Raw genomic sequence first — 11,083 nt, forward strand, 5'->3', positions numbered from 1 at the left:
ACCGTACCGCGCTGACCCAGTGCCGGTCATCAGCTTGAGTTCTTCCGTTACCCGACCATCGAACAGCAACCCCAGCTCGGGGCGCGATTCGTCGACGAAACGCACGGCGTCGCCGATCAGGTAGAAGCCTTCCTGGTCGAATGCCTTGGCGGCCAATTCGGGCTGCTTGTAGTAGCCCGGCGTGACGTTCGGACCTTTGACGCGCACCTCCAGCTTGTGACCATTGGGGACCAGCTTCAACGTCACGCCCGGGATCGGTAATCCGATCACACCGCAGCGTTGCGAATGGAAATTGCAGTCGGTGGCCAGTGGCGAGGTTTCCGTCGACCCCCAGCCAGTCACCATCGGCACGACATAACCGAGCTCCTGCTGCGACAGCTCCATCAAGGCATCCCATAGATATTGCGGTAGCGCGGCGGCGGCATAGAAGATCACCTGCAGGCGCGAAAAGAACTGGCGTCGCAAGGCGGCGTCGCTGCGTAGCTGCGGCACCAGCATGTCGAAGCCACGCGGCACGTTGAGGTACATGGTCGGCGCCACTGCGCGCAGATTGGCCAGACTGGTATCGAAGGCGCCGGGCACAGGTTTGCCGGCATCGATGTAGAGCGTGCCGCCATTGGCCAGGATCATGTTGAAGTTGTGATTGCCGCCGAAGGTGTGGTTCCAGGGCAGCCAATCCAGCAGCACGGGTGGCGTGCGCTGCAGGAACGGCCATAGTTGCGCCTTGCTGGCCTGGTTGCTGCACAGCATGGCCTGCGTATTGATGACGCCCTTGGGTTCGCTGGTGGACCCGGAGGTGAACAATATCTTGGCCACGGTGTGCGGACCGACCTTGCGGTAGGCAGCCTCCACTTCACCCAGGGCGGCAGCATCGAGGTCGGACAACAAGGCCGAGAACGAAACCGATGGCGCCGGCAGCGCATGGCCATCCTGCCCGGCCGGCACCACGAAGCGTGCTGTATGCAGGCCTTGGATGGCATGGAGCGCGGGGGCAAACTGCTGTGTGTTGCCCACATAGATCAGCGCCGGGTCCAGTCTTTGCACCAGAGTGCGCAACTTGGAAAAATCCTTGGACACCAGCGCATAGGAAGTGGACAGCGCAGAGTAAGGCACCCCGATATGCAGACAGGCCAGCATCAGGAGGGCGTGCTCTACGCTGTTCTCGGCCAGTACCATTACCGGACGCTCGGCACTGTGCGCAGCGATGCCCTGCTGCTGCAACCAGGCAGCAATGCGCCGCACCTGGTCGAGCGCTTCGGCATAGCTTACCCCGCGCCAATGCGCGTGCTCACGCTCCATGAGAAAGGGCGCATCGGGAGTGGCCGCGGCCCAGTGCTCCAGGTAGTGCCCCAGGCAACGCACCGCCGGGGCGGGAGCCAGCGGCGAGCAGACATAGGTGACGCCATCGGCCTGGCGCTCGACCGTCACCTGGGCCGGTGCGAACAGGGATTCATTGAGGATCGTATGTGCCATGGCTACTCCGCTGATGTCGGGCAACCAGAGGAAACAACTCGGGTGGTGGATTGGGTCATGCTTGTCTCCTGTTTTTTGTTCTTTCGGTGCGGCGCTGTCTTGTCAATGTCTCTTGGGCAGTTTCATGATCTCCCTCGCCTCCTCCGGTGTGGCGGGCTCCATGTCGAGTTCGCGGATGATGCGCACGATCCTCTCGGTGAGCTGCACATTGGTAGCGAGTTCGCCGTGGCGATAGTACAAATTGTCTTCCAGCCCGACCCGAGCATGACCGCCCAGCAGCAAGGCACTGATGTTGGCTTCGAGTTGCGAGACGCCGATACCGCTGACGCAAAAGATGCTGCCCTTGGGCAGGGTATCGACCATCATCTGCAGATGGCGCGGCGAATACGGCATGGCGTTCTGGAAGTTACGATGCACGTTCATGACCAGGTTGATGAAATAAGGCTCTTCATCGTGTCCCTCGGCGATCAGGGTGCTGGTGTCTTGCAGGATATGGGTGGGACTGAACACTTCCCACTCGGGCTTGATCCCCCTGGCCTTCATCTCTTGCGCCAGGAAACGCGCCTTGCTCAAGGGCGTGTTCATCATGATCTCCTTGTCCCCGAAGCTGATGTTGAGCGTGGTGGCATCGAGCGTACACATCTCGGCGCCGGCCTCCATGCCCTTGATGCGCTCTTCCCACAGCAGCTCCCAGGTACCGTCTTCACGCTGGCGTACCATGTCGCCATGCACGCCGCCGCCAGTGGAGTTGTTGATGATGATGTCGCACTTGTCCCTGATGCGCTGGTTCATGTCGCGGTAGATCGCCGGATTGCACGTAGCCTGGTCATCAGGACGACGCGCGTGCAAGGCCACCACGCTGGCGCCGGCGTTATAGCAGCGATAGACATCGTCAGCAATTTCCGCAGGCTGGGTCGGCAGGTTGGGGTTTTGCGACTTGAAGGCCATGCCGCCGGTGGGGGCGATGGTCACGATCACTTTGCGTTTGCTCATTGCTGTGGTCCTTTTATTTCGTTTGATATCTGAGGTTGGATATCTGAGGTTTGATATCTGGTGTCTTTGCTTGAAGCTGCCTGATGTTTACTTCCAGAGCGCACATTTGCTCTCGGATTTGCGGGTAAAGGCCTGCTCGCCGGGGATGGTCTGGAGCAGCTTGAAGTAGTCCCAGGCTTCCTTGGATTGGGCAGGTGTCTTTACCTGCAAGAGGTACATGTCGTGCACCACCCGACCGTCATCGCGGAACACGGCGTTTTTCAGATAGAGGTCAGCCAGACTGTTCTTCTTGAAATAAGGGATCAGGACATCGGGGCTATCGCTGCCAGTGGCCTTGACCGCACGCAGGTATTGCAGGGCTGCCGAGTAGTCGGCGGCATGGAAGGAAGTCGGCATGGTCTTGCGCCTGGCAAAGAATTGCTGGCTCCAGGCACGTGCTTGCGGGGTGATGTTCCAGAACCAGCTATCGGTCATGTACATCCCTTGGGTAGTGGCCAGGCCCAGCGCATGGATGTCGGGCATGGTGACGCTCAGTCCGGCAATGTGCATCTTGCGGGTCAGGCCGAACTCGTTGGCGGCCTTGATGGCATTGACCGCATCGCCACCGGCATTGGCCAGGCCGAGGATTTGCGCATTGCTGGCCTGGGCTTGCAACATGAACGAAGAAAAATCGCTGGCGCCCAGGGGATGCTTGATCGCCCCCAGGACGCTGCCGCCCGCAGCCTTGACCAGGGCGCTCGCATCGGACTCCAGGGCTTGGCCGAAGGCATAGTCGGCACTGATGAAATACCAGCTCTTGCCACCTGCGGCGACTACGGCACTGGCCGTACCGCGCGCCTGTGAGATGGTGTCGTAGGCATAGTGGAAAGTATAGGCATTGCACTGCTCGTTGGTCAGCGCCGGTGCTCCTGCGCCGACGACGAAGGTCAGCTTCTTCTTTTCCGAGGCCACCTTGGCGATGGCCAAGGCCGCACTGGAGTTGGTGCCGACGATGAGCATGTCGACGCCGTTGCGGTCGAACCATTCGCGCGCCTTGGAGGCGGCGATGTCGGACTTGTTCTGGTGATCGGCGGTGAGCAGTTCGATCTTCTTGCCGTCGATCTCACCGTGAAACTCCGCGATGGCCATGCGGATAGCTTCCGCACCGCCCGGCCCATCGTAGGACGAATAGACACCGGACATATCGGTAATGAAACCGATGCGAATCACATCCTCGGAAATACCGGCGTGCGCATTGACGCCGATGGCCAGGCCCAATAAGGTCGCCAGGCCCATCATGCCGCTCTTGGTCATCCTCTCCTCCGTCTTGTCATGAATATGTTTTTTGGAGAATGATAGGAAGCCTGCTGCGCCGACTCTGTCACAGATGTGACAATGCATACCACGCGCAGCGTTTTTTACGCGTATCCTGCTGCCAGGAATCCAGTTGCCATGTCGGGGAGAAAACGATGCTTCATACGGAAGGGCGCGGCCATCACAGAAAAGGGACAAACAGCCGCCGCGAGCAAAGCGGGGCCTCGCTCGAAAGTGCCCTGCGGCAAGCCACCTGGTATGCGCAACTTGACGATGCCGTGCAAGCCTCGATCCTGGCGCAGGCCAGAGAGATCACGCTGGAAGCCGGCAGCTATCTGTTCGGTGCGGGGGAGCAGCCGCGCGGGTGGTATGGCGTCATCGAAGGCTTGCTCACCTGGAAGGCCCTGGATGAGGATGGACGTAGTCTTTCCATGGCCGGCTTCTCGGCCGGCAGCTGGTTCGGCGAGGCCTCGGTGATCCGTGCCAAACCCTATGAGTATCACGTGGCGGCGTTACGCTACAGCCGGCTGGTGCTCATCCCCGCCGACACCTGCGACACCCTGTTCCGCCACCATCATGCGTTTTCCAATGCGGTCATGCGCCACCTGGCCGAACGCGTCAATTTCTTCATGGCCATGTTCGCTGCCCACGTGCTGGCCGACATGGAAGTGAAGATCGCCCGCATCCTGGCCTCCATGTTCGACAAGGAACTTCACCCGCGCACGCAGCCACACCTGCACATCAATCAGGAGGAGCTCGCCAATCTCTGTGGCGTATCACGACAGCGCTGCAATGCCGTGCTCAAGAGTCTGAGCCAGGCCGGTTTGATCGCGGTGGAATATAGCGGCGTGACGGTGCTGGACCTGGAAGGATTGCGTCACCATGGCCCCAGCGCCCGCCTGGGCAGGTAGGTTCAATCCAGCTTGAACAGCGTCATGACCTCCAGGTCCAGCACCTCGATCTCTTCCTGATTGCGCAAGGTCCACTGGTAACGCACCACGCCCAGCCAGTCCTTGGAACTGGACCTGCGCGCCTCGATCACCCTCACCTTCATGCGTAACTGGTCGCCCGGACGGACTGGATGCAGCCACTTCAGGTAGGTCAATCCCGGCGAGGCATAACAGTCCGAATCGGCCAGGATCTCGCGGCTGATCAGTCGCATCGCCAACGCGCAGGTAAACCATCCGCTGACGATGAGGCCATGCCATTGCCCGTCCCGTGCCAGTTCGGGATCGACGTGGAACCACTGGCTGTCGTAGCGCTCGGCAAAGGCAATGGACTCCTCCTGGTCGACCAGGACCGGACCCAGCTCATGGATATCCCCCTCCTTGAAATCAGCGAACTTCATTGTTCCTCCTGTTGAAAGATTGACTGCGGAGGAACCCATCAACCACGCTCAAAGCCCATGCCTTGGCGTAGTCATCCCTCGCGCATTCAAGCAATATAATGCATGTTTTCAGTTGTTACTCATTTTAGATGCATTATATTTCACATTGACGTGAAGCTCTCCCCCTTCGCTATTCATCCTGCAATTGCGCAATCAGTCCGGTGAAAGCGAGCTCCGGTGTCAGGCCGGAGGTGTCGAAGATGGCATCGGCCTTGGCATAGAATTCGGCGCGACTGTCCAGGATATTGTTGAGGTCGCTCATCGCTTCGCGGTTACCCGCCATGGGGCGGGTATCGCCTTGCGCCAGTACGCGCGCCATATGTTCTTCCGGTGCGGCCTTGAGCCAGACCGTATAGCAGTGCGAGAGCAACAGGCTGAAGGTGGCCGGATCGGAGACAATCCCGCCGGGCGTGGCGATCACGGCGCGGGGAAAGCGCGCGATCACCTCCTCCACCGCCTTGTATTCGTAACGGCGATAGGCGTTCATGCCGTACAGGGAATGGATCTCGGCGATGCTGCAACCGGCCAGGGTTTCGATGTGACGACTCAGGTCGATGAACTCGACACCGCGCTCCTGAGCGAGCCGCTTGCCCAAGGTCGATTTGCCGGCGCCGCGCAAGCCGATGAGCGCGATGCGCTGGCGTCGTTGGAGATCGGCCACGGGCGCGGCGAAGAGCGCCATGAGCGCGGCCCGTCCACGCGCCATCTCGGCCTCAGTGCGGCCCCGCAGGAGCTCGCGGATCATCAGCCATTCGGGCGAAGAGGTGGTTTCATCGCCGATGACTTCGGCCAGACTGCAATTCAACACCGCAGCCAATTGCCGCAGAAACTGCAGGGTCGCGTTGCCGCTTCCCGACTCCACATTGGCCAGGTGACGTTCCGAGACATCCGCCAATTGCGCCAGGGCTTTGCGCGTCAGTCCGCGACGTGCGCGCAGCATTTTCAGTCTGGCGCCAACGGCCAGCAGGAAAGGATCCTTGCTGCCGGGCTCGATGGTATTCATAGGGTTCATGCAAAAGCGCCCGCGAGAGGGTTGCCGTTGGCTCCGGCCCCTTGTGAGGACGGTCATGCAGTGGAGCAACGATGATCGGCGCCATCATCGCATATCTGGCTGCCCTGCTGCACCACCCGGTCAGGGCCGGCGGCGCGCCCCACCCAAGACCTGCATCGGAATTTCGTCATCCTGCTCAACATTGGCATATTTCTTGCTTGGAGCGAAGTGTTGCGCTCCTGCCGCGCTGCCTCAAGCAGTCGTCGCCGCAGCGCAACAAATCCTTTACCATGCGCCCCAGCAGCGGTTGTCGACGACAGAAGGCAGCCGCAATGCATTGGCTGCACCGGCTTACCCGCTGGCCTGGCCTTTGACGTGACGCATTCGTTATCCACGATCGATGATTGGTATTGCCATGACCACTTCCACCGCCCCTTCCGCGACCTCTTCCCCCATTGCGTCTGCACGCGAACGCAGCACCCCGGCCACCACCGTGCGCCACAACTGGATCGACAATTTGCAGGGCCAGCTCTTCGGCGTGGTCATGATCGCCTTCGGCATGTCCATGCTGCACAGCCTGGGTCTGATCATCGGCCAGGTGGCGGGCGTGGCCTTCCTGGTGACCTATGTCACTGGCATGAGCTTCGGCATGGCCTTCACCCTCATCAACCTGCCCTTCTACCTGCTGGCGGCGCTGCGCATGGGCACGGCCTTCACCTGGCGCACGCTGGCAGCCGTCACGGCGGTGTCGGTGCTGACCAATATCGCCGGCAACTACATCAGCTATCGCCATCTCGATCCCATCGTCGGTGCGGTGCTGGCCGGCCTGTGCGTGGGCATCGGCCTGATCGGACTGTTCCGTCACCAGGCCAGTTGCGGCGGCATGAGCATCCTGGCTTCGTATGTGCAGGAGCGTACCGGCTTCAAGGCCGGCTGGCTGCTGATGGGCTTCGACCTGGTGCTGTTCGCCACGGCCGCCTTGTTCCTGCCGGCGGAGCGGGTCCTGTATTCGCTGGTGGGGGCCATCACCATGAATCTGTTCGTGGCGTGGAATCATCGCTACGAATGGTATATCGCCAGATGAGCGCCAGATGAGCGCCAAATAAGCGTCACATCAGCGCGCAGGGCGCTGCCGTCTGCCTGGACGATTCCATTACAATCGCGGGAAATTCATGCATCGTGTGAATACGACTAGTCCTGCGATTTTTATGTACTTCCCATGAGCAACGTCCTCAACTACCTGATCACCGCCCGCCGCTGCGAAGTGGAAGAGCTGCAACGCCTGGCCCGCACCTGCCAACTGGTCTTGACCGTGGGCAAGCTGGTGCATTGCCTGCAGCAGGAGCGCGGCATTTCCAATCTCTACCTGGGCTCGCGCGGGGAGCGCGATGCGCAAGCCTGGCAGGCGCGCGTGGCCGCCAGCCAGGCGGCGCAGCGCGAATTCACGGCCTGGCTGGAATCGACCGAACACGACAATGCGCTCTCCAATGGGGCGCGTCTGTACACCCGCATCGCCTTCGCCCTGCACGCGCTGGATGGCCTGCCGCGCCTGCGGGCGGACATTGCGGCCCTGGCCTGCTCGCCCTCGACCAGCTATGAACGCTTCAAGACTCTGGTGGGGGCATTGCTGGCGCTGGTGTTCGAGGCCGCCGACGTGGCGGTCGACCCGCAGATCTCGCGCCTGCTGGTGGCCTTGTTCAATCTGATGCAGGGCAAGGAATTCGCCGGCCGCGAGCGCGCCACCGGGGCCGCCGCCTTTGCCATGGGCAAGATCACGCGCGAACAGGAACAGAGCATCGAATACCAGATCGAGATGCAGGAACAGGCGCTGCGCCGTTTCGAATCCTTCGCCGAGGGCTTTCGCAACGAATGGAGCGCCATGCAGGCCACGCTGCCGCTGGCCGACCTGGAACGGCTGCGCCGCAAGCTGCTGACTGCCCACGAGCGGCCACTCGATCCGCAACTGGCCGAGACCTGGTACCAGTGCTGCTCCATGCGCATCGACGGTCTGCACCGGGTCGAGATCCATCTGGCGCAATACGTGCAGGCACAATGCCGCGACAAGATCGTCGAGCTGCAAAAGGAACTGGATGACCAGGGCCAACTCTTCAGTCAATCCGAGGGACTGGACCCGCTAGCACCATTGACCGCCTTTTCTTCCAGCCTGGAGGGCCAGGCGCTACAGGACGAACCGATGCACTCGGGCGTGGGGCCGCACCTGAGGCACACCATCGTCGATATGCTGCGCGCCCAGTCCGAACGCCTGCAGAATGTGACCCAGGAACTGGCCACCGTGCGCGAGAGCCTGGAAGAGCGCAAGCTCATCGAACGCGCCAAGGGCGTGCTGATGATGAAGCAGGGCTTGAATGAAGAAAACGCCTACCGCCTGCTGCGCAAGCACGCCATGAACCAGAACCGGCGCATCGCCGAGGTGGCACAGGCCATTCTGTCACTGACCGAGATCCTGCCGCAGGCCTGAACCACTGCGCTGGCGACTCAGCCAGGCGTGGCGGTCGGCGCAGGCAAGCCGATCTGTCCCAGGTACGTATCCAGGCTGGCGCGCCAAGTGGCCGGATAGTGGTAGATGAAATGACCGTCATGGCCGTTGTAGGGCACGATGACCAGGGTGGCACGGCCCCCGGCCGCGGTGAAGGCTTCATGACAGGCCTTGATCGTGGTGACCGGGTAACGACTATCCTGCTCGGCAAAAATCCACAGCATGGGTGTGCGGGTGGTCTTGCCGCTCTCTTCGAAGCCGCGGATCATGGTCGGGATGAGAGCGCTGGATCCAAACCCGCCTCGGTCGGTGCGGCCTCCCGAAAAATTGATGGCCCCGATGACACCGGGCAGATTCAGGCTGGCCAGGTACATCGTGGTATAACCGCCCGCGGATTGACCGGCGATGATCATGCGCGAGCCATCCAGTTGCGGCAGCGTGCGCAGCATTTCGATGGCGGGCAGGACATCGGCCGCGTGACGCCGCGCCGCATAGAGCGCGTCACCATCGGCCTGACTCCACGACTGCTGGTACAGCCCTTCGGACATGCCCACCCCGCGCCGAGCTGGAAACGCCACCGCCACGCCATTGCGCAAGAATTCGGCAGCCACCGTCATGTCGCGCAAGCGCTGCTTGTAGCGGATGGAAGAAGAGTCCATTTCCATATCACCATGACTGAAGATCATCACCGGAAACGGCCCCGCCCCATCCGGCAGCAACAGCGTCATCTCCAGGTGGATATCTTCGCCCGGGATCGCATAGCGCATCACCTGTTCGCGCCAGGCCACCTGCGCGGTTGGACTACCGATCAAATCGGCGACCGGGCGTCCGGCCAGCAAGTCCGCTACCAGGTCGGCAAAGGGGACTTCCAATCCAGTCAGGCTGGCCTGTCTACCCTTGCCGCAGCCTATGGTTTTCTCGGGCTCGGGATAATTGGCCTGGATCAGGCGCAGATGCTGCTGGCTGGCGACCCACTGCTGCTCGTAGAAGGGAATGGCCGGGCATTTGGCGCTGGGCACGGCCACCAGCGTGACGCGCCCGGACAGGGCACTCCAGTTGGTGGTCCGTGCCTTCTGGAAGTCGCCCGAGACAACGATGGCCTGCGGCGTGCCGGATTCGGACTTAAGAAAATCCAACAGCGGCAGGCCGGCATTGCCATAGCTGCCGTAGGCCAGCGGCACGCCGGCAAAGCGCTCATGCAGGTAGCCTGCGGCCTGGCGCAGGTCGCGCGCCAGCTCCTGGCTGCGCTGGATGGTACTGCGGCCATTGGCATCGCTGGCCGCATCCATGTACACCACCTCGATACCCCGTTGCGCCAGCAGACCGGCAGCACGTACCCAGGGCGAGAAACTATTGAGCTTGCCGGCGACGATGTTGGGTTGATCCGCCGAACCGGCCACCAGCACCACCGAAGCCGGCACCGGCACGCCCGCCGACAGCGCCAGGGTCAGGCTCACCGCGCGCCCGTCGCTGGCGCGATAGGACAAGGTCTGCATTGACCAAGCCGCCGCAGGCGCGTCGCTGCTCTGGCCCCAGGCCGGAGAAATCAGCAGCAGGGCCAGGGTGGCACACAGTATTCCCCGCATGGGATGCATCAGACCAATGAACAGACGGCGCACTGCACTCTCCTCCATCAGCAACACCGTGCAGGCGACATGCCGGCCGGCCCACGCCAGGATCGGCGTGACCGGCATCATACTGTGCCCGGCTAGCTCGCGATAGAGCGCCGCCCCACCAGAGGCCGTCCATGTGCGCGCTGCAAGGCATCGGCCATGCCCAGCAAGGCCTGGTCGGCAAAGGCCGGGCCGAACACGGTGATGCCCCAGGGCAGGCCATTCTTCATGAAATTCATGGGCGTGGCCACGGCTGCGTAGTCCAGCATGTTCATGAAATTGGTGTACCAGCCCAGGTCGGAATTGCGCTGCACGGGCTGCTCGCGCAATTCCTCCAGCGTCACCGGGCGCGGATAGGCCGGAGTCACCACGCAATCCAGTCCAGCCAGGATGCGGTCGCAGTCGCCCTTCAACTGCTGCAGCCGATACTGGGCGCGGAAGGTATCGACGGCGCTGTACTGCGGGGCCTTGCGCAAGACGTCGCGAATGACCGGCAAGACTTCTTCGGGCTGTTCCTTGAGCAGGGCTTCGACGGTGCTGTAACGCTCGGCGACCCACGGTCCCTCATAGAGCAGGCGGGCGGCTTCCAGGAAGGGCGTGAAATCGATGGGCACGGCCACGCCGCCGATGGCTTCCATCTGTTCCAGTGCCTCCACGAACAGGACCGGACTTTCGGCGCAGCCGAGAAACTCCAGTTGACGCGGCACTCCGAAACGAAAGCCCCGACGCGGTGGCTGGAAGGCCGAGGCATCGTTATGCGGCAGATTGGCACGGCTGTATTCGTCACGCTCATCAGGCCGGGCACACAGTGCCAGTAGCTGGCTGGCTCAGCCGCC

Annotated in this window: 9 protein-coding genes and 1 pseudogene; 3 read left to right on the top strand and 7 right to left on the bottom strand. The window is 61.9% G+C overall.

All coding sequences use genetic code 11. The annotated features are described in order from the left end of the window. The 3 genes from I5W_RS23425 to I5W_RS23435 form a co-directional block, all read right to left on the bottom strand. Nucleotides 1-1,473, bottom strand: a 1,473-nt coding sequence (locus I5W_RS23425; protein ID WP_044531054.1) for an AMP-binding protein, incomplete at its 3' end; no start/stop codon positions are given. A gap of 102 nt (nt 1,474-1,575) precedes the next feature. Then, the gene (locus tag I5W_RS23430; protein WP_017449878.1) at nt 1,576-2,466 is read right to left on the bottom strand and encodes a 3-keto-5-aminohexanoate cleavage protein; all 891 of its coding nucleotides are present in this window, start codon (nt 2,464-2,466) and stop codon (nt 1,576-1,578) included. A gap of 87 nt (nt 2,467-2,553) precedes the next feature. Then, nucleotides 2,554-3,759: an ABC transporter substrate-binding protein gene (locus I5W_RS23435; protein ID WP_017449879.1), complete on the bottom strand. Its 1,206-nt coding sequence runs from the start codon at nt 3,757-3,759 to the stop codon at nt 2,554-2,556. Nucleotides 3,760-3,914: 155 nt separating this feature from the next. On the opposite strand from I5W_RS23435, the gene I5W_RS23440 reads away from it, so the two are divergent. After that, on the top strand, nt 3,915-4,670 hold the full coding sequence (locus I5W_RS23440; RefSeq protein ID WP_017449880.1) for a Crp/Fnr family transcriptional regulator: 756 nt from the start codon (nt 3,915-3,917) through the stop codon (nt 4,668-4,670). A gap of 2 nt (nt 4,671-4,672) precedes the next feature. Here the strand turns inward: I5W_RS23440 and I5W_RS23445 are convergent, their stop codons facing one another. Together I5W_RS23445 and I5W_RS23450 are read right to left on the bottom strand one after the other, a co-directional pair. Further along, nucleotides 4,673-5,107, bottom strand: coding sequence for a MaoC family dehydratase (locus I5W_RS23445; protein WP_044531055.1), 435 nt, complete (start codon nt 5,105-5,107; stop codon nt 4,673-4,675). Nucleotides 5,108-5,276: 169 nt separating this feature from the next. Next, complete coding sequence (locus tag I5W_RS23450) at nt 5,277-6,149, bottom strand: helix-turn-helix transcriptional regulator (RefSeq protein ID WP_044531056.1); 873 nt, start codon at nt 6,147-6,149, stop codon at nt 5,277-5,279. Nucleotides 6,150-6,552: 403 nt separating this feature from the next. Here I5W_RS23450 and I5W_RS23455 point away from each other — a divergent pair, with 403 nt between their 5' ends. Both I5W_RS23455 and I5W_RS23460 read left to right on the top strand, forming a co-directional pair. Then, nucleotides 6,553-7,221 carry a YitT family protein gene (locus tag I5W_RS23455; protein WP_252717194.1) on the top strand — a complete coding sequence of 223 codons (669 nt, stop codon included), beginning with the start codon at nt 6,553-6,555 and terminating at the stop codon, nt 7,219-7,221. Between the two features lie 135 nt (nt 7,222-7,356). Then, nucleotides 7,357-8,616, top strand: coding sequence for a nitrate regulatory protein (locus tag I5W_RS23460; protein WP_044531058.1), 1,260 nt, complete (start codon nt 7,357-7,359; stop codon nt 8,614-8,616). 17 nt (nt 8,617-8,633) lie between these two features. Here the strand turns inward: I5W_RS23460 and I5W_RS23465 are convergent, their stop codons facing one another. Then, nucleotides 8,634-10,331, bottom strand: coding sequence for an alpha/beta hydrolase family protein (locus tag I5W_RS23465; protein WP_044531059.1), 1,698 nt, complete (start codon nt 10,329-10,331; stop codon nt 8,634-8,636). Between the two features lie 11 nt (nt 10,332-10,342). Continuing rightward, nucleotides 10,343-11,074, bottom strand: a pseudogene (locus I5W_RS23470) (amidase family protein); the annotation flags it as partial. Nucleotides 11,075-11,083 lie beyond the last annotated feature (9 nt).

The organism is Herbaspirillum sp. B65, from assembly GCF_000333555.1.
In the GTDB taxonomy this organism is placed as follows: Bacteria; Pseudomonadota; Gammaproteobacteria; order Burkholderiales; family Burkholderiaceae_D; genus Herbaspirillum; species Herbaspirillum rubrisubalbicans.

Excerpts from the sequence above, each read along its gene's own strand:
- I5W_RS23430 (WP_017449878.1), bottom strand. The coding sequence starts at position 2,466 with ATGAGCAAACGCAAAGTGATCGTGACCATCGCCCCCACCGGCGGCATG.
- I5W_RS23435 (WP_017449879.1), bottom strand. The coding sequence starts at position 3,759 with ATGACCAAGAGCGGCATGATGGGCCTGGCGACCTTATTGGGCCTGGCC.
- I5W_RS23440 (WP_017449880.1), top strand. The coding sequence starts at position 3,915 with ATGCTTCATACGGAAGGGCGCGGCCATCACAGAAAAGGGACAAACAGC.
- I5W_RS23445 (WP_044531055.1), bottom strand. The coding sequence starts at position 5,107 with ATGAAGTTCGCTGATTTCAAGGAGGGGGATATCCATGAGCTGGGTCCG.
- I5W_RS23450 (WP_044531056.1), bottom strand. The coding sequence starts at position 6,149 with ATGAATACCATCGAGCCCGGCAGCAAGGATCCTTTCCTGCTGGCCGTT.
- I5W_RS23455 (WP_252717194.1), top strand. The coding sequence starts at position 6,553 with ATGACCACTTCCACCGCCCCTTCCGCGACCTCTTCCCCCATTGCGTCT.
- I5W_RS23460 (WP_044531058.1), top strand. The coding sequence starts at position 7,357 with ATGAGCAACGTCCTCAACTACCTGATCACCGCCCGCCGCTGCGAAGTG.
- I5W_RS23465 (WP_044531059.1), bottom strand. The coding sequence starts at position 10,331 with ATGATGCCGGTCACGCCGATCCTGGCGTGGGCCGGCCGGCATGTCGCC.